Source organism: Xanthomonas hortorum (assembly GCF_011305375.1).
Lineage (GTDB): Bacteria > Pseudomonadota > Gammaproteobacteria > Xanthomonadales > Xanthomonadaceae > Xanthomonas > Xanthomonas hortorum_E.
This window is the reverse complement of record NZ_VCME01000012.1, coordinates 12,138-30,069: the sequence shown is the minus strand read 5'-3', so window position 1 is coordinate 30,069 and position 17,932 is coordinate 12,138. Positions and strand designations below refer to the sequence as shown.

At 63.6% G+C, this 17,932-nt stretch carries 12 protein-coding genes and 1 pseudogene; 7 read left to right on the top strand and 6 right to left on the bottom strand.

Annotated features, from left to right (window positions below):
- Nucleotides 1-7: 7 nt before the first annotated feature.
- The gene (locus FFY45_RS12770; RefSeq protein ID WP_176340722.1) at nucleotides 8-439 is read right to left on the bottom strand and encodes an FKBP-type peptidyl-prolyl cis-trans isomerase; all 432 of its coding nucleotides are present in this window, start codon (nucleotides 437-439) and stop codon (nucleotides 8-10) included.
- Nucleotides 440-499: 60 nt separating this feature from the next.
- Here FFY45_RS12770 and FFY45_RS12765 point away from each other — a divergent pair, with 60 nt between their 5' ends.
- The 3 genes from FFY45_RS12765 (at nucleotide 500) to FFY45_RS12755 (ending at nucleotide 2,519) form a co-directional block, all read left to right on the top strand.
- On the top strand, nucleotides 500-865 hold the full coding sequence (locus FFY45_RS12765; RefSeq protein ID WP_104552014.1) for a DUF6164 family protein: 366 nt from the start codon (nucleotides 500-502) through the stop codon (nucleotides 863-865).
- 35 nt (nucleotides 866-900) lie between these two features.
- On the top strand, nucleotides 901-1,662 hold the full coding sequence (locus FFY45_RS12760) for a sulfurtransferase (RefSeq protein WP_176340721.1): 762 nt from the start codon (nucleotides 901-903) through the stop codon (nucleotides 1,660-1,662).
- Nucleotides 1,663-1,871: 209 nt separating this feature from the next.
- Complete coding sequence (locus FFY45_RS12755; RefSeq protein WP_023904062.1) at nucleotides 1,872-2,519, top strand: response regulator; 648 nt, start codon at nucleotides 1,872-1,874, stop codon at nucleotides 2,517-2,519.
- A 204-nt stretch (nucleotides 2,520-2,723) separates the two neighbouring features.
- Here FFY45_RS12755 and FFY45_RS12750 read toward each other — a convergent pair whose 3' ends face one another.
- Nucleotides 2,724-6,452, bottom strand: coding sequence for a ribonuclease E/G (locus FFY45_RS12750; protein WP_176340728.1), 3,729 nt, complete (start codon nucleotides 6,450-6,452; stop codon nucleotides 2,724-2,726).
- A gap of 411 nt (nucleotides 6,453-6,863) precedes the next feature.
- Here FFY45_RS12750 and FFY45_RS12745 point away from each other — a divergent pair, with 411 nt between their 5' ends.
- A complete protein-coding gene (locus tag FFY45_RS12745) occupies nucleotides 6,864-7,850 on the top strand; it encodes an RluA family pseudouridine synthase (protein WP_176340720.1) in 987 nt (328 codons plus the stop codon).
- Nucleotides 7,851-7,876: 26 nt separating this feature from the next.
- Here the strand turns inward: FFY45_RS12745 and zupT are convergent, their stop codons facing one another.
- The 3 genes from zupT to FFY45_RS12730 form a co-directional block, all read right to left on the bottom strand.
- Nucleotides 7,877-8,695, bottom strand: coding sequence for a zinc transporter ZupT (gene zupT, locus FFY45_RS12740; protein ID WP_176340719.1), 819 nt, complete (start codon nucleotides 8,693-8,695; stop codon nucleotides 7,877-7,879).
- 260 nt (nucleotides 8,696-8,955) lie between these two features.
- On the bottom strand, nucleotides 8,956-9,378 hold the full coding sequence (locus FFY45_RS12735; protein WP_176340718.1) for an energy transducer TonB: 423 nt from the start codon (nucleotides 9,376-9,378) through the stop codon (nucleotides 8,956-8,958).
- Nucleotides 9,375-9,731, bottom strand: a complete 357-nt coding sequence (locus FFY45_RS12730; RefSeq protein ID WP_023904057.1) for a 4a-hydroxytetrahydrobiopterin dehydratase — start codon at nucleotides 9,729-9,731, stop codon at nucleotides 9,375-9,377. The genes FFY45_RS12735 and FFY45_RS12730 overlap by 4 nt, the downstream gene beginning before the upstream one ends.
- 88 nt (nucleotides 9,732-9,819) lie before the next feature.
- Between FFY45_RS12730 and FFY45_RS12725 the strand changes: the two genes are divergently transcribed.
- The 3 genes and pseudogenes from FFY45_RS12725 (at nucleotide 9,820) to FFY45_RS21960 (ending at nucleotide 13,178) form a co-directional block, all read left to right on the top strand.
- Entirely contained in the window at nucleotides 9,820-10,419 is a 600-nt protein-coding gene (locus FFY45_RS12725) for an NfuA family Fe-S biogenesis protein (RefSeq protein WP_176340717.1), read from the top strand.
- Between the two features lie 13 nt (nucleotides 10,420-10,432).
- The gene (locus FFY45_RS12720) at nucleotides 10,433-12,226 is read left to right on the top strand and encodes a transmembrane repetitive protein (protein WP_176340716.1); all 1,794 of its coding nucleotides are present in this window, start codon (nucleotides 10,433-10,435) and stop codon (nucleotides 12,224-12,226) included.
- 104 nt (nucleotides 12,227-12,330) lie between these two features.
- A pseudogene (locus FFY45_RS21960) lies at nucleotides 12,331-13,178 on the top strand (site-specific integrase).
- A gap of 27 nt (nucleotides 13,179-13,205) precedes the next feature.
- Here FFY45_RS21960 and FFY45_RS12710 read toward each other — a convergent pair.
- Nucleotides 13,206-17,783 (bottom strand): hypothetical protein, encoded by a 4,578-nt coding sequence (locus FFY45_RS12710; protein ID WP_176340715.1) that lies wholly within the window; start codon nucleotides 17,781-17,783, stop codon nucleotides 13,206-13,208.
- Between the last annotated feature and the right edge of the window lie 149 nt (nucleotides 17,784-17,932).

The following is a 17,932-nucleotide window of genomic DNA, read 5'->3' as shown; positions in this document are numbered from 1 at the left end:
CAGGCACTCAGCGTGGCTGCACGCCAAGCAATTCCACATCGAACACCAGCGAGGCGCCAGGCGGAATCACCCCACCTGCGCCGTTATCGCCATAGCCGTAATCGGGCGGAATCATCAAGGTGCGCTTGCCACCCACGCGCATGCCATCGACGCCATCGTCCCAGCCGCGGATGACCTGATGGCCGCCCAACACGAACTGGAATGGCTCGGCGCGATCGAGCGAGCTGTCGAACTTTTTGCCGTGCTTGTCGGTGGCCTTTTCGTCGTACAACCAGCCGGTGTAGTGCACGGTGACCATCGCGCCGGGCGTTGCCACTGCGCCGGTGCCAACGGTGCGGTCGATCCGCTCAAAGGTAGCAATCGTGCCACCGGACGGCGGCAGGGCAGGCGCACAACTTGCGAGCAACAAGGCGACACAGAGCGTCAACAGAAGGCGCATGGGATGGTTCATGAAGGAAGGTCGCCATTATCGCATCTGGCTCCGGCTATCATCGCGCCCATGGCCAAGCTACTGCTCAATCTGCGCAATGTTCCCGATGACGAAGCCGACGAGGTGCGGGCGCTGATGCGCGAGAACCTGGTGCAGATCTACGAAACGCGGCCGAGCAATTGGGGCATTTCCGCCGGTGGCATCTGGCTCAGCGACGATGCCGACTACCCGCGCGCCAAGGCGGCGATGGATGCCTATCAGGCCCAACGCGGGGCGGTCGCACGCGCGCAGCGTCAGGAGGCACTGGCATCCGGCACCGCCGAAACCTTCGCTGCGCTGCTGCGCAAGCGTCCGCTGTTCGTGATCGCCACACTGATCGGCATGCTGGTGGTCGCCTCGCTGGTGCTGCTGCCGTTTCTGCTGTTGCGCGGCTGACCCCATTGCGGCGCCATCGGGCTTAAAATGACCCGATGATCACCAATACCGCCGCCTACCAATTCGTCGCCATCCAGGACCCGCAACAGCTTGCCGACAGCGTGCTTCGCCACGCCGAGCAGCAGGCGCTGAAGGGCTCGGTGCTGGTGGCCGAGGAGGGCATCAATCTGTTTCTGGCGGGCGAGGCCGAGCAGGTCGGCGCGTTCTATGCGTGGTTGCAGAGCGATTCGCGCTTTGCGCAGATGCGCATCAAGTACAGCCTGAGCGCGCAGCAGCCGTTCGCGCGGCTCAAGGTCAGGCGCAAGCCGGAGATCATCAGTTTCCGTCGCGACGATGCCTCGCCGCTGCAGGGACGTGCGCCGGCAGTGACGCCAAGCGTGCTGCGCGAATGGATGCGACAAGGGCACGACGATCGCGGTCGCCCGCTGGTGCTGCTGGACACGCGTAATGCGCAGGAAGTGGCATATGGCACGTTCCAGGGTGCGTTGACGTTGCCGATCGACAAGTTCACCGAGTTGCCGGGCGCGTTGGAACCGCATCGCACTGCGCTGGCGGATGCCACAGTGGTGAGCTTCTGCACCGGCGGCATCCGCTGCGAAAAAGCCGCGCTGTGGATGCAGGCCGATGGCCTGGACAACGTGTTGCAGCTCGAAGGCGGGATCCTGGGCTACTTCGAAGAGGTCGGCGGCGAAGGCTATGACGGCCGCTGCTTCGTCTTCGACGAGCGTGTCGCGCTGGATCCCGAACTGCGCCCACTGGTGGATGCCGAGCGCAGCACCGAGGCCGGGGAAATCTGACCGGGCGCGAGTGAATTTCCCGATATTCGCGCACTGCGCGTGTTCGGATCATGCAAACACGACGCAACGTTGCCCCGCATGCGCGTCATGCCTCACCGCAGCGAGAGGCTTTGGTCTCTGACTTGAAAGTAATACGTCGCATCGTGCTTGCCCTGAATTATTCACGGAGATAGGCTGCACCAGCCAGCCGCATAGCGAGGACAACAAGGATGACCATCAGAGTTTTTCTGATTGACGATCATGCACTCGTGCGTACAGGCATGAAGATGATCCTGTCCAAGGAAGTGGACATCGATGTGGTGGGAGAGGCCGAGAGCGGGGAGTCGGCGTTGCCGCAAATCCGCCAGCTCAAGCCCGAGATCGTGTTGTGCGATCTGCATCTGCCCGGCGTCAGCGGTCTGGAAATCACCGAGCGCATCGTCAAGGGCGATTACGGCACCCGCGTGGTCATCGTGTCGGTACTGGAAGATGGCCCTCTGCCCAAGCGTCTGCTCGAAGCCGGTGCATCCGGCTATGTCGGCAAGGGCGGCGATGCGCAGGAACTGCTGCGTGCAGTGCGTGAAGTCGCACTGGGGCGGCGCTATCTCGGCAACACCATCGCGCAGAACCTTGCGCTCTCCAACCTAGAAGGTGGCGGCTCGCCGTTCGATGCGTTGTCGCCACGCGAGCTGGAGGTCGCTTTGTTGCTGACACAGGGCCTGCGCCAGGAAGACATCGCCAAGCGCCTGAACCTCAGTGCCAAGACCATCAATACCCACAAGGCGCGCCTGTTCGAAAAGGTTGGCATCCAGGACAGCATCGCGCTGGCGCGTCTGGCCAACCAATACGGTCTGACCGATCCCGCGCAAACAATGTAGGTCATGCGCTGGTGATTGGGCTCGCTCCTGAAAAGCGATACCTCAGAACGAAGCGACTCACTGAGCAGCTAACGCGCTGGTGCGCATCCTCGCAGCCGTCTTATTCGCAACTTGCACGCAAAAACAAAGCGGCCCGAAGGCCGCTTTGTTTGACGTCGACCTTGCCTGATTAGTCAGGCAAGGTCGAAACAGGCGATGCAGGGATCAGTGATCGCTACGTGGCTTGTTGGTGTCGTCTTTCTGCTCTTGAGCCTCAGTCACAGTGGTCGATGGAGCCACCGGCTTTACAGCTTCCGGAACGACAACCGTCGGCTTGTGCGCATCGTCTGCCTGCTTCTGCACGTTCGCAGGAGCTACGGGGGCGACTGCTGCAGGCTGCTCAGGCGCCTTGTACGGTGCCGGCGTTTCAGCAGGCGCCGAGGCCGACGATGCCGGTGCTGTGGCATCGGCCGGAGCCAATGCGTCGAGCAGCGTCGTCTGCACCGGTGCGTACGGCTTGCGTGCCTGAGTCACTGGAGCAGCGTCGGCAGCCGGAGTGCTCTGCGGCACCGTCGTGGTGGAGGTCACTGCGACATCCACAGCCGGGCTTGCAGCGCTGGACGGCTCTGCTTGCGACGGCTTGACGGTGACCACTTCTGCCTGGGCAGCCGGGACGCTCGAAGGCGCAGGTGCCGCATGCGTGTGCACTGGAGCAGCAGCCGGAGCTGTCTCGGCTTTCACCGACTCCGCTTGCACTGGTGCCGGGGCCACGACGGGTGCAGTGCGTTCCGGGCTGACCGCAGCGGGTGCTGCAACGTCAGTCGATGCCGACGACACCTGGCTCTGTTGCGTAACCGACTCCGGCGCAGTCGCCGACGTCGTCGTAGCGGCACGCTCGACAGGCGCAGCTGCAGGAGCAGACGTCACGACCGCGGCAGGAGTTGCAACGGGAGCCGGGTTGGCAGCCGGTGTCGAAGCAGCGACCGAAGCCGGAGCCACAACTGGAGCCGGAGTAGCAACCGAAGCCTGAGTCGGCGTCGGAGCTGCAACCGGAGCAGGTGTCGCCGTCGGTGCGGATTGCGCAACAGGTGCCGCAGAGGCAACTGAAGCATCGCCACGCGCCTGCTCGGCTGCAGCTGCAACCGGAGCCGCCGCAGCCTGCCGTTCGAAGGACGGCGTGGCATTGGAGACCGGTGCAGTGGTCGACGTGGTGTCGGCCGCTACCTGGCTTTCCGAACGCTCCTTCGGCACCGGACGCGGCTTCACTGCTGCTGGAGTGCTGGACTCCGGCTTGGCGCGCGCAGTGGTCGCAGGCGCGGCTTCATCGTCGAAGTCGAACTCCGGCTGGCCGGCGCGCGGTGCAGCGGAGGCATGCGTCTGCGTGCCGGCTTCGTCGCCTTCGTTCTCGTTGTCGCCATCGAGATCGCCTTCGGCATCGCCATCCAGATCGTCCGTTTCCAGGCCGTCGGCACCGATACCACCTTCACCATTTGCGCCAGCACCACGACGACGACGACGGCCGCCACGACGGCCACGACGACGACGGCTGCCGCCTTCGCCATTGGCCGAATCATCGCCTGCTGCATCCGGTGCCTGCCCGTCTGCACTGGCGTCAGTGCCACGGTCGGCATGCGCTTCGGTCACGATCACATCGACCGGGTGTGCCGGGTTGGCTTCATTAGCGGGAACGTGCGTCGTCGCCGGCGCGGCGGTTTCAGCGATTGCCGCAACCACACCGGCAGTCGTCGCGGTTGCGGCAGTTGCGGTCAGCGTCTGTGCCGAAGCCGTGCCTTCGTCCTGACGGGCGGGGCGCTGTTGCCTCTCGGACGGCGCGCCGTCCTGCTGTGCAGATGCACGCGGGGGACGCGGAGCCTGATTCTGCGGCTTCTGCTTTTGCTGCTGCTGGCCCTGCTGCGGTTGCTTGGGTGCCTGCGGTTCGTTGCGCGGCGGCTTGGCGACCTGCACCTGCTGCTGCGCCTGACCACCATTCTGCGGGTTCTGCGCGCTCTGGCCATTGGCAGGCTGGCGACGCTCATCGCGACGCTCCTTGTTGGCGCCATTGCCGTTGCCGCCGTTACCGCCATTGCCACGCTGCTGATTGCCGCCGTTACGCGCTTCACCACGGCCATCGCGGCGCTGACCACCACGATCGCCACGCTCGTTGCGGTTGCCACGGGCTGGATCGTTCTGGCGCGGACGCTGGGTCGACTCGGGGACCGGAGCCACTGGTTCGACGCTACCGAAGATCCGCTTCAGCCAACCGACCACGCCGGTGACCGGCGCAGGAAGTGGCAGTGCGACGACCGGAGCCGGCACAGGTGCTGCAGCGACCGGGGCAGGGGCTTCCTCACGCACCGGAGCCGGTTGGCTCGGCTTGATCGAGGTCACTGCCGGCGCTGCCGGAATGTTCAACTGCGCCTTGGTCAACGCATGCACCGGCAACTTGCGCGGCGTACCACGCTGATAGCTCGGCTTGCCGCTGTCTTCGCCCAGCTCGTTCTCACGCAGGCGCGTGACTTCGTAGTGCGGGGTGTGCAGCTGCTCGTCGGCAACGATGATGATCGGCGAGGCGTGGCGATTTTCGATCTCGCGCAGCGCGCTGCGCTTTTCGTTGAGCAGGTAATTGGCGATCTCCACCGGGGCCTGCACCAGCACCTGCCCGGTGTTCTCCTTCATCGCGTGCTCTTCGGCCACGCGGATGATCGACAGCGACAGCGACTCGACGCTGCGCATACGGCCATGGCCATCGCAACGCGGGCACACGATCTGGCTGGATTCGCCCAGGCTCGGACGCAGGCGCTGGCGGCTCATTTCCATCAGGCCGAAGCGCGAGATACGGCCCAGCTGCACACGCGCACGGTCGTACTTGAGCGCGTTCTGCAGCTTGTTTTCGACTTCGCGCTGATGCTTGGTCGAAGCCATGTCGATGAAGTCGATCACCACCAGGCCGCCCAGGTCGCGCAGGCGCAACTGACGGGCCACTTCTTCGGCCGCTTCCAGATTGGTCTGGAACGCGGTCTCTTCGATGTCGCTGCCCTTGGTGGCGCGCGAGGAGTTCACGTCGACGGCAGTCAGCGCTTCGGTCTGATCGACCACGATCGAGCCGCCCGAGGGCAGCCGCACATTGCGCTCGTAGGCGCCTTCGATCTGCGATTCGATCTGGAAGCGGTTGAACAGCGGAATGTCGTCGGTGTAGTGCTTGAGCTTGCGCAGGCTCTGCGGCATCACCTGCTGCATGAATTCCTGGGCGTCGGCGTACAGCTCCGGCGTATCGACCAGGATTTCGCCGATGTCGGCGCGCAGGTAGTCGCGCAGGGCGCGGATGATCAGGCGCGATTCCTGGTAGATCAGGAACGCGGCCGGCTTGCTCAGCGCCGCCTCGGCAATCGCCTTCCAGGTCTGCAGCAGGTAATCCAGATCCCACTGCAGCTCTTCGGCGTCACGGCCGACACCGGCGGTGCGGATGATCACGCCCATGTCGTCGGGGATGTCGAGCTTGTCCAGCGCTTCCTTCAGCGCGGCACGGTCTTCGCCTTCGATCCGGCGCGAGACGCCACCGGCGCTCGGCGAATTGGGCATCAGCACCATGTAGCGGCCGGCCAGCGAAATGAACGTGGTCAGGGCAGCGCCCTTGTTGCCGCGCTCTTCCTTGTCGACCTGCACCACGATTTCCTGGCCTTCGCGCAACAGCTCGCGAATGGTCGACTTGTTGTGGTCGACGCCAGCCTGGAAGTAATCGCGGGAGATTTCCTTCAGCGGCAGGAAGCCATGACGCTCGGCGCCATAGTCCACGAACGCCGCTTCCAGCGAGGGCTCGAGCCGGGTGATACGGCCCTTGTAGATGTTGGACTTCTTTTGTTCCTTGGACGGCTGTTCGATGTCGATGTCGTACAGGGTCTGGCCGTCCACAATCGCCACGCGCAGCTCTTCGGCCTGCGTTGCGTTGATCAGCATTCGCTTCATTGTTGCGTTCCTCACGCGCTCTACCGCGCGGAACGCCGTGACGTTTCGCCTCTGGAACAGCTTGTCGGCCCTTCGCGCAACGCGCGGACAGGCCTGACCAGGGTTTCCAGCGCTGCAACACCACGGCAGGCCGCGGGAGCGCTTGTCTTTAAGTTTTATAGGTGTTTCAGGGCCGGCAGCCGCGTCCGGACGAACCGGGGCAGCGCACGGGACATGTTCAGCGCGACGGTCAAAAACCGACGGCGATGGCCGGGCAGGCCGGTGAGCCGCTAACATGGCCGCCCCGGGGGCGGTGGTCGCGCACTGTGCCGGAATCATCGGAAGTCAGGCTTCTGGCCAATCAACTTCCAACGAAATCAAACCCTTATCTCGCTCGCCGAGTGTAACAGAATAAAGAGCCAGATGACCGACCCCCAGTCCCCCCAGCCGCCTGCCGACCGTACAGGCGTGCGCATTCTCAAAGTTCCGGAAGACCGTGCCGGGCAGCGGCTGGACAATTTCCTGCTTGGTCAGCTCAAGGGCGCGCCGCGCAGCCTGATCTACAAGCTGGTGCGCAGCGGTCAGGTGCGGGTAAACGGCGGCCGCGCCAAGGCCGAGCGCAAGCTCGAAGGTGGGGAAGAAGTCCGCATCCCACCGGTGCGCGTCAATGAGGAAGGCGACAAGGCAGCGCCGCCGTCGGCGTTCATGGCCCGGCTGGAGGCGGCGATCGTGTTCGAAGACGCGCGCCTGCTGGCGCTCAACAAGCCGTCCGGGGTTGCCAGCCATGGCGGCAGCGGGATCAGCTTCGGCGCCATCGAAACCTTGCGCGCGTTACGCCCAAACCAGACCCTGGAGCTGGTGCACCGGCTCGATCGCGACACCTCCGGCTTGCTGATCGTGGCCAAGAAGCGTTCGGCGCTGACCGAGATGCAGGCACTGATGCGCGAGGACGACCGCGTCCAGGGCCGCGGTATCACCAAGCGCTACCTGACCCTGTTGGTCGGGCGGATGCCGGACGGGGTGATGACGGTGGATGCGCCGTTGCATATCGGCCTTCGCCAGGGCGGCGAGCGGCACGTGCAGGTGAACGCGATCGGCAAGCCGTCGCTGAGCCACTTCAAACTGCTCGAACGACGCGGCGGGCACTCGTACTGCGAGGTCCGCATCGAGACCGGTCGCACCCACCAGATCCGCGTGCATGCCCAGCACCTGGGGCATCCGGTGGCCGGCGACGACAAGTACGGCGAGGCGGAGGTCAACAAGCGCCTGCGCGAGCAGATCGGCCTGAAGCGGTTGTTTCTGCACGCGGCCTCGCTGGAGTTCGCACTGGATGCCGGCAAGGCACCGTATGTGTTGAACGCACCGCTGGCACCGGAGCTGGCCGACGCGCTGGACCGGCTGGGTCGCTGAACGCAATCACCGCAGGCCACGTCAGCTCACGGCGTCGCAAAGCGGAACAGCACCAGGCTGATCGCCAAGGTGCCCATTCCGGCCACCAGGCCGTAGACGGTCTCATGGCCTTTCGCGTAGCGCTTGGCGGCGGGCAACAATTCATCCAGCGCCAGAAACACCATGACGCCGGAAATCAAGCCGAAGACAGTGCCGAATACCGCCTCGGACAGCACATTGGACAAAGCCAGATAGCCGATGCCGGCACCGATCGGCTCGGCCAATCCGCTCAGCAGACTGGCGCCGAATGCATAGAACTTGTTGCGCGTTGCGAAGTACACCGGCACTGCAATCGCAATGCCTTCGGGGATGTTGTGGATGGCGATGGCGAATGCCAGCGGCATGCCGACTGCGGGGCTTTCCAGCGTCGCAAAAAACGTGGCCAGGCCTTCGGGGAAATTGTGCGCGGTGATCGCAATGGCAGTCATCAGGCCAACCCGACGGATGTAGGCGCGGTTGTCGTCGCGAAACTGCGGGTCGTCGCTGGACAGGCTCTGGTGCGGGTTTGGCACCAGGCGGTCGATCACCATGATCAGCAGCATGCCAGCCAAAAACGCCAAGGTGCCGAAGGTAAAGCCGAGCTTGTCGTTATAGGCGTTGGAGAACGAGGCGATCGACTTGTTGAGGATCTCCGATAGCGACACGTACACCATCGCGCCACCAGCGAATGCCAGCCCGAATGCCAGCAGGCGCGGGTTGGGCTTCTTGGAGAACACCACCATGAGGCTGCCGAGGCCGGTAGCGAGTCCGGCGGCCAGAGTGACCGCAAACGCGGTCCAGACGTTCTGTGATGACACTTCGAGCATGTGACGCGACGACCTCGTGGAATGGAACGCACTTCTGCGGGGAGCGTGGCGATTGCTGCGCGATAGGCACACGGCCACCCTCGATTGCAGGATGGTCATGCATGGATGACGAACGTGTGGTGCCTGGTGCGATGGGCAGAACGATTACGGGCAAACAAACGAATGCGTTTGCTGCTGGAAACGGACATGCGCCATTCGCCTGTCCGTTTCCCCAGCGTCGCCTGTCTGGCGACGCGCTACCTGCGAGATTCCATCAACGCTCAGCCGCCGCGACGTGCACGCTCTTCGATGGCGAAGCATTCGTCCGGACGCGGCACCGGCGGCTTGAACGCGACCGGCACCTGGATCGTCTGCGGCACCGGCTGCCCGTTGCGGGTGGCAGGCTTGAACTTCCATTCGCGCACGCGCTTTTGCGCGGCCTCGTCCAGCACCGGTTGACCGCTGCTTTGCGCCAGCGACACGTCGGTGGGGGTGCCTTCGGTACCGATCACGACTCTGAGCACGGAGGTTCCGCCGACTCCGGCGCAGGCGAGTTGCGGGGAGTATTCCGGCGGCGGCGTCTTCAAGGCGGCCAGCTCGGTCGGTGCAACCGCTGGCACGGACGCCTGCTGGGACGACTTGCCACACCCGCTGATGCCGACGGCAACGAGTAGGCAGGCGAGGGCGGTGCGGTAACGGGTCATGCAGTGGCTCCCTGATCGTAGAGCTGCGCAGCCTTGGCCGCGCAGATGAAGTCGTTCTCGCTCAGCCCGCCGACGTCGTGGGTGGAATAGCGCACCACCACGCGGTCGTAATGCACGCCCAGATCGGGGTGATGGTCCTCGCGGTGGGCGATCCAGGCCAGCGCGTTCACGAAGGCGAGGGTGCGGTAATAGTCGGCAAAACGGAACGTGCGGGTGATCGCCGTGCCCGCTTCGGCCAGCTCCCAGCCCGGCACCTGCGGGAACAGCTCGGCCAGGCGGGCTTCGCCAAGCTTGTGGTCGCTGCCTTTGCGCGGGAGGCAATGGGCCTGCTCCAGGGGAATCAGATCGGTCATGACGGTCTCGCAGGAGTGGCGGACAGCGCGCCCAACGGGATCACGGTGTTCCATGAGCGCGGGCGCATTGAGCGGTAGAATAACCCGCATGATCCAGATATCCGACAAAGCCCAGACCTATTTCCGCAAGCTCATCGAACGCGAGGGCGTGCCCGGCATGGGCGTGCGCCTGAGCGCGGTGGATGCGGGTACCCCGCGCGCCGATGCCCGCCTCGAGTTCGCCGAACCGGCCGATCTCAGCGGCGACGAATGGGCGATCGACTGCGACGGCTTCACTCTCTATATCGTCGCCGCCAGCGTGCCGTGGGTGGATGGCGCCGAGATCGACTACGTCACCCAGTCCACCGGCAACCAGCAGCTCACCATCAAGGCGCCCAAGATCAAGGGCGAAGCGCCGGCAGATTCCGCCTCGATGGTGGAGCGTGTGCGCTGGGTGGTGGAGAACGAGATCAACCCGCAGCTGGCCTCGCATGGCGGGCGCGTGGCAGTGCAAGAGGTCTCGGCCGATGGTTTGGTGCTGCTGCGCTTTGGCGGCGGTTGCCATGGCTGCGGCATGGCCGATGTGACCTTGAAGCAAGGCATCGAGAAGACCTTGATGGGACGCGTGCCCGGCGTGATTGCGGTGCGCGACGCGACCGACCACGCCACCGGCGACGCGCCGTACATTCCGCGCGACAGCGCGGCCTGATTCCGCACCACCGGTGACAACGGCCGCCGATCTGCTGCAGGCACTGCGCGCGCGCATGCCGAGCAAGCTCATTCTGGATCGGCGCACTGGCCTGCCTTACGGATGGGCAACCTGGATGCGCAACCGCGACAGCGTGGTTGCGCCGTTCGACCGCGGCCAGGTGGCCGATGTACTGCTGGCGCGGCCAGCGTTACCGAACGGCTTACAGACTGCTGCGCTGCTGTCTCCATTTCAGGCCTTTCGCAGCCTGTGGTGGCAACACTGGGAACCGCGCCGGAAAGACGAACGCCCGCTGCATTGGCTGGCGCTGCTCGGCAGTTTTCTGATCCACCTCGGTTTCATCGCCTTGCTGATCTGGGTGGTCAGCGTGCGCTGGGCGCCGGATGAAACCACGCAGGGCGACGAATCGCGCGTGCGCATGAGCTTCATCGGCGAAGGCGCGGCGGAGCAGGGCGGTGGTGAAGGGGAACCTGCTGCTGCGCAGGCGGCGTCGGGTGAAGCGTCTACAGCGTCGCAAGCGAATGCGGCGAGTGGTAATCCCACTGCGTCGGCAACGCCGACGTCGCCGCAAGCGACAGATTCAGTCGATCGCTCCAGTGCTGCCGAACCGCAGCAGGTCGCGCCCGAACCCGTGGCTGCCGTCAGCGAGCCAACGACGCCGGATGTGCCGCAGGTGAGGGTGCAGGTGTCGCCGGTGACGATCGAATCGCCGCTGCAAGTTACCGAAACGCCAGTGGCCACCAACGACTTTGTGGTGCCGCCACCGCCCACGATCACCGTGGCTCCGCGCCCGATCGAGGCTGCAGCGCCTCAGATACAGGTGCGTCAGCGTGAGATTCAGACGGTGACCGAACAGCCGCAAGTGCGCGAATTGCAACGTCCTGCCACCAACGTTGCGGTGCGATCTGCCGATGCGCCAACGGTCCGTGAGCGCGAAATCGTCGTACCGGATCGACCTCAGGTCGTTGCGCCAGTCGTGCGCAATCGCGAGCTCACGCCGACGGTTCGCATGCCGGAAATAGCGGTTCGAACGGCGGAGTTGCCGAGCGTGCCGGATCCGGCGCCGCAGCTTCAGCCGGCACCTGCGGTGCCTGCCCAATCGACCCCGACCATTCCGTCGCCGACAGCATCGGTCGCTAGCGCTGCGGCGCAGCCGACGCCTTCCACTGCGCCGTCCACACCATCGCAAGCGACCCAATCGCGATCCGAACAATCCACCAACGCGGCAGCGGCATCTTCATCCAACAAGCCTGCAACCAATAGCAACGCCGGCCCACAGCCGGCAGACCGCAGCGGTGGCTGGGATGTGGCAACCAAGGCCGACGACTGGAGCAAATCCGACCGCAACCGTGACGGGAAAACGACCGGCGCCAATGGCCAACGCGATGGCATGTTCAACGCCGATGGCAGCGTCCGCGTTGCCGCCGGAACCGGCGATGCAGGCAACGGCGCGGGCGAACGCGGGCCGCCAGGCAGCGACACCGACACCTGGACCCGCGACCAGATCGCCCAGGGCGGCACCTGGCTCAAACGTCCGCCGTACGGCTACACGCCGACCTCGCTGGACAAGTACTGGATGCCGAACCAGTCGCTGCTGCAGGAATGGGTGCGGCGCGGCCTGAAGAAGATCGAGATCCCGATCCCGGGAACGACCACCAAGATCAGCTGCGTGGTGTCGCTGCTGCAGTTCGGCGGCGGCTGCGGCCTGAGCGACCCGAATCTCAACGACCAACCAGCGACCGCAAGACCGCCGCCGGATGTGCCTTTCAAGCGGGAGTTGCAGGAGGACAACGGGGCTGTGAGGTAGAAGGTCAGCTGAGCATTTCCTGACATAATATACATTATGCGAAGTAAGTTCTTGGGCGGCACGGGCGCGGCTCCGCTGGATCTGGCTCTGTATCAGTTTTTTAAATTCGTGTCCTTTTTGCTCGGATCGTGAGCAAAACCGGGCTGGTCAGCGAACTGCCGACGTCACTGGATCAAGCTCTGGTGGCCGCTGGCCTGAAGGCCAAAGTCGGGCCGCTTAAACTGTCGACAGTGGTCCAGCGGGTGGCGGTGCTCTCGACCGCCCATAAGCTCAAGCGGCTGGCTAACCCCTGCGAGCTGCCCACTGTCAGGACGTTGCTCAGCCGAGCTCAGCGTGCTGCGGTCAAACGCGGTGAACGTCCCACCAAGAAGGCTGCCATCACACGGGCCGAACTGGAAGCCATGCTGGCCACCTGTGACGACAGCCTCGAAGGTCTGCGTGACCGCGCCCTGCTCTGCTTCGGGTTCGCGAGCGGCGGGCGCCGGCGTAGTGAAATCGCCGCCGCAGACATGCGTGATCTGCGCAAAGTCGGCGACGACGGCTATATCTATCGGCTGGAGTACTCGAAGACGCAACAGTCGAGAGTGAAGGCGGATTCGACGCCAGACAAGCCGATTTTGGGGAGATCTGCCGAAGCGCTGGCAGCCTGGTTCAAGGCAGCCAGGATTCATGAGGGGGCGATTTTCGACGGATATGGAAGGATCGAATAGGCTCTGCCCTGCTCCCTGGCTCGGTGGCGTCGATCGTGAAACGCCGTGCCAGATTGGCAGGACTGGAGGGGGATTTTGGAGCCCACAGCTTAAGGTCGGGGTTTGTGACAGAGGCCGGGAAGCAAGGCATGCCGCTGCCCGCAGTGATGGCAATGACTGAGCACCGATCCGTGGCAAGCGTGATCGGGTATTTTCAAACTGGTGCAGCAGTGGACAATCCCGCGGCACGGGTGCTCAAGTAAGGCAGTTTGCTACCCTGCGGCAGGTCTTTACGGGAGTAAGAATTCCTTTTCTGGCGACTTCTCCCCGAATAGCTTTTTCTTTCGTTCCGAGCGGACCCGCTGGTAGCGGTTCTTCAACTGACTTTCGACACCAGGCCAGAACTGCCGATAGGGAACGGAAGCAGTCCCGTCGTCCCGGCTAAAGACATCGAACCGTCCATCGACGACCTTGAGAAATAGCACCGAGAAGCGCCAGAAGTCCTCAGGAGTCGCCGCTTCGAGCATTTTCCCGTGCCAGTGCATCGCCCATGCATGGCGGTCAAACGCGTACGCAGCCGCGGACTGGGCAGCTCCGATGAAGCCCGGCGTACCCTTGTACCGCGCCAACACGGCCGCATTTGCCTGCCCCTTGCCCGATAGTCCCGCCACCATCAATGCTCGAGCCATTCTGGACGGCTCTCCGCTCTCCAGATTTTCCTCGATGTAACGCTCCAGGGCCGCCTCTTTGCTGCTCCAAAGCGCGGTCAGCACCTCCAGAGCGAGTTCGTCGTCGTTGATGGCGCTGTCCAAGCGCCGACTACGGATGGCTTCGAGCAGAGCGTGATCCTGAGCCGACCAAAGGGCCAGTCCAGCCAATGGCAGTCCAATGCGACCGAAGCTGTTTCTGACATACGGCTCGCTTGCGTGCAGCGTTTCGAACAGCCGTGCCGCCAGATCGGGATTCCAACCGGCGATCGCGTGCGCCAGCAGCAGCGCCAAGTTGTGGACGCCGCCATGACGAGCCTTCGGCAACCCCAAAAACAGGTCCGCCCAGTCCTCCGCGAGCCCTCTGTCCGCTTCGGCAATCTTCTTGAAATCGCCACAGCGCAACCTGTCCAGCACGATCGTCGCGTCCGCCGCGGTCAGCTTAGCCTTCAAGACATCGAAAGCCACATGGGAAAGGCGTTGCTGCTCTTCGAATCTGTCGCTCTCGTCCTCGTCATCGCGCATCAGTTCCGTCAGGTCGTCGCGCTCTTCCGGCCGCGCAGAGACGTGGTAGCGCGCCGGCTCGAGTGTGTCTTCGCACCGCTGATTTATCTCAATGACGGGCACGGCAACATCCAGCTCGAAGCCGGCCGCTCTCCTGATCGAGGCATCGATACACCGCGCAACCGTGGCGCCCGCATCGCCGCCGAGCCTATTCGCAGCCTGGCCAAATAGCTCGGGAGCTATGCGGTCAAGCGCATCGCTACAGGCCAGAATTCCAAGCCTGGCCGCCTCCAGAATCACATGGGAGCCGTACCAGGCTTCGTAGCCGCCCCTGCCGTCGAGGTTCCTGGCGGACCACCCGCTTTTCACCACCGACTCGATCGCGCGTTGGTCACCAGCGTTCAAGACCATATACAAAGTGAGCGCGCGGACCGTCTCTATCTTGCTCCCCATGAGCTCGGGGAGGCGATCGAGAACGCGATCGGACAGTAGAGTGTCGGAGTGGGCGCCGAAAGCGAGGACGACGACCAATGCGCGCTCGTCTCCGCTATGGATTGTATCCAGCAGCAACGATTCATATGTTGACTGCTCAAGCGACTTGGCGATGTATAGAACGGAAAGCAGTGGGTTGCCTTCCGTGTGCGGCGACAACAGAGCCTTGACTTGCTCGTCGGCGCTCAGCAGCGGAAACGCGGCCAGCAGGAAATACTGCGCGATGAAATGGGGCTCGTTTCCCTTGAGCGCTGCAGCAGCGCTGGCGATAACTCCAGCCTCCACACTAAACGCCATGTCTTTGGCCTGTGCCGCAGTCAGAAGGGCATTGTGGTGCCCCATCTCAAAAGTCCCCTGGCGCAACGCCAGCCCTTTCCGGGAAAGGACATGGCCGATGAACTCCCGATGCTTTGCGATTGCCACCGACGGCTCGAATCGCGCCAGCCCTGCCCTGGCATCCGCAAAATGTAAATCGTCCCCGGACGGCCCCATGAACAGGCGGATCTTCGCGACATCGATGTCGGCGTAGCCCTTCGCCGTTTCCGTAATGTTGTCCGGCCTCTGGCTCTCCGGGTCGCAAGGATCGCTCGCACAATACCTCTCGACGAGACGCCACCCCTCGAATGTTGGCCAATCGGCAGTGAGTTCGAGCAGCAGAGCCTGCTCCTGGACTGCCGCGGCAGGATCTCCTGTCGCTCGCAGGAGATTCACGTGCGCCCACTTGCCGGTTCGCGACACACAGGCATCGGCGAACATACTGCCCACCTCCAGTAAGGCATCGCGCGCTTCCGGCCAGTCGACGTTATTGAACCGAATCAGATGGATGAACTGGTCGTAGGGACATGAGAACCCCATGTTCAGCGCGCCGGCAAAGCTCCAGTGAAGCAGCGCCTTCGAGAACGGCGCGACCGGCTTTCCCGCGATCAGCGTCAGGGCGAGGTGCGCGAGCGCATCCACATCGCCGTCGTTCCTCGTGAGCTCGCCCAGCAACGCCTTCTCGGGCACTGAAAGCGCCACTATCTTGGCCTCAATCTCAGCCTGCCTCTTGCGCCGTTCCTCGTCTACTTTGCCCGCATCGTCACCAGAGCGGATGGAATACATCCGCGCCTCGGGAGCCAGGGAGTAGTGTCCCAACCAGGATTGCAGGATCGGCATCATCGCCGTCCATGCAGAATGCCTCTGCTTTGCTGCGTGCAGCGCAGCCCGCACCCAGTCGAAGTTGGATGGATTGTCGGGGGCGAGACACAGTTGGCGCGCCGCCTGCATGAAAACGTCCGGCCGGCCTTCAGCCAGCAGGCAGAACGCCGGGAACTCGTCCGCATTGGGGTTCTGCAATCCGGCGAAGGCACATGTGATAGCCGCACCGATCTCCACTGGGCAGTCTCCGTCAAGGCAGGAGATGGTCAGCGCGGCGAGCACCGCGTCGGACGTCCGATCGAGGGAGGCGATTGGTTCGATCATCGCCTCGATCGTGGCCGTCAGGTCGCGCCCGTTGCGCCTGGCCGTGCGCAGTTCATCGACGATCGCGAAGCCCAATGCGAGCGTGAGACCGCTTTCATCCAGCCGATATCGCGTCGGATCGTCTTCGAGCTGGATGAAGAATCGTCCGTCCGATACCGCTTCCAGACCGCCGTCGAAGACTTTGAGGTCGTCAATCTGACGCCTGTCGATCCTCTTCAGGATCGCATATGCATGCTCCCTGAGCGCGCGTGCGAACTCGTGTGCCGGACGCGGAACCGGGTTGTCCCTTTCACCGTAGATGCGCATGTGCTCGAAAAGCAGCCGGCTGATGCTGAGTTGTTCGAGCTGCCTGATATGCGATTCCTGCAGCAGTTCCAATGCGATCGCAAGCAGTCTGGGATTGCGCAGCGACGTGGCCACCGTCTGGGGCAGTTCGTCCACTCGTATGCCGTGCCCCTCGAGGATCAAGTCGCGCTCGGTCTCTGTCCACTCCGGCACGGTAATCACTGCGGTGGATGCAATCAGGCGTCTCTTCACGTGCGCCGAGTAGTGCACGGTGCGCGTGGTGAGAACCAGCTGCCCGCCCATCCTGCTCAACTCATGGCTCATGTCGTTGGCGATCCGCCCCCAGTCGAGCTGCGGTCGCTGGTTCATTCCGTCGATCACGACCACCAGACGAGGCGAGGCGGGCGTTCCTGTCCTGCGCCAACTGTTGAAGGTTCGGAGCCACCGTGTAACAGCGGACTCCGATTTCCTGCCGCCAGTCTGCGCCACAAGCTTGTCGATCAACGCGCCGATGACATCGCTGACTGCCGCAGCATCGCTGAACTCGTCAGCCGTGAACACCACCATCAGCGGCCGGTCCGCCTGCGACAACCAGCTTTGTGCGAACAACCACGACTTGCCGTTTCCTTCGTCCCCAACGATGACAGCAATTTTTCCGGCTGGCCGGGATTCAAGGAACGAACCCATTTCGGAGACCAGCGACTCCCTCGGCAACGGGTTGCCCAATGCCGCGTCGCCGGGGGCCAAGGGTTGCCGGAGATGGCGCTTGGCGCTTTGCTGGCTGCCGAAAACGTCCTCAAGCCAGCGGCGATTGTTGCGCACTGCCAGCGAGGTGCCGATTGTCGGCTCGCGGAGCAACCCACGGATGCGCGCGGCATGTCTCGCAAACCGCTCGTCGTCCTCCAATGCTTTGAGTAATGCCAATGCGTTGGCACGGACTCCGAACTCGTCTCCCGCGCTGCGGCCGATGAACTCCGCAGCCGCCTCTGCGGCCATCGCCAGGGCGACCGCGAGTGCTGGCAGATCCGCCCTGCTCCAGTCCAGCACAAGCGTACTGATTCCGTTTCTTTCGCTGATTTCCAGAACGTTGTCCGCAAGTTGGGTACTGACGGACGTCGTCGCGCCAAGTACCCACAGATCGACTCTGCTTCCACCGTCGATCGTCAACTCGGCAATCTTGGTAATGACTTCGTTTCTTGGGATCTTGCGATCGTAGCGTTTTGCCTCGAAGCAGATGGCGTCGTCCTCGTAGGCCGACTTGCCATCTATGCCGAACTGCGATCCGCTGCCGGACAGCCGGAAAGGCACTCCCGAGATTTCGGCAAGAACAACAGCTAGCAGCCCTTCAAACCCATCCTCCCCAGTGGCGGGCAGTTTGAGCAGCATGGCTCGCAGCGCTGCGATTGCATTCTTTTCCATTGAAAGCCTTGAACTGCGTCGTGTTATCAGCTTGCCGGATTGACACTCCGATGTTAACGGTAAGCCAGGTGTCCGCCGGCGCCAGCTTTGGCGCACCGCTCGGCGAGCGTCGCCAGCACCTACGTCGAGATCATCGACGCCCTCCGCCA

What these genes read in the sequence shown, in the direction of transcription:
- FFY45_RS12760 (WP_176340721.1), top strand. Translation starts at nt 901, where the DNA reads ATGATCACCAATACCGCCGCCTACCAATTCGTCGCCATCCAGGACCCG.
- FFY45_RS12730 (WP_023904057.1), bottom strand. Translation starts at nt 9,731, where the DNA reads ATGACCGATCTGATTCCCCTGGAGCAGGCCCATTGCCTCCCGCGCAAA.
- FFY45_RS12750 (WP_176340728.1), bottom strand. Translation starts at nt 6,452, where the DNA reads ATGCTGATCAACGCAACGCAGGCCGAAGAGCTGCGCGTGGCGATTGTG.
- FFY45_RS12770 (WP_176340722.1), bottom strand. Translation starts at nt 439, where the DNA reads ATGCGCCTTCTGTTGACGCTCTGTGTCGCCTTGTTGCTCGCAAGTTGT.
- FFY45_RS12765 (WP_104552014.1), top strand. Translation starts at nt 500, where the DNA reads ATGGCCAAGCTACTGCTCAATCTGCGCAATGTTCCCGATGACGAAGCC.
- FFY45_RS12745 (WP_176340720.1), top strand. Translation starts at nt 6,864, where the DNA reads ATGACCGACCCCCAGTCCCCCCAGCCGCCTGCCGACCGTACAGGCGTG.
- FFY45_RS12725 (WP_176340717.1), top strand. Translation starts at nt 9,820, where the DNA reads ATGATCCAGATATCCGACAAAGCCCAGACCTATTTCCGCAAGCTCATC.
- FFY45_RS12735 (WP_176340718.1), bottom strand. Translation starts at nt 9,378, where the DNA reads ATGACCCGTTACCGCACCGCCCTCGCCTGCCTACTCGTTGCCGTCGGC.
- zupT (WP_176340719.1), bottom strand. Translation starts at nt 8,695, where the DNA reads ATGCTCGAAGTGTCATCACAGAACGTCTGGACCGCGTTTGCGGTCACT.
- FFY45_RS12755 (WP_023904062.1), top strand. Translation starts at nt 1,872, where the DNA reads ATGACCATCAGAGTTTTTCTGATTGACGATCATGCACTCGTGCGTACA.
- FFY45_RS12710 (WP_176340715.1), bottom strand. Translation starts at nt 17,783, where the DNA reads ATGGAAAAGAATGCAATCGCAGCGCTGCGAGCCATGCTGCTCAAACTG.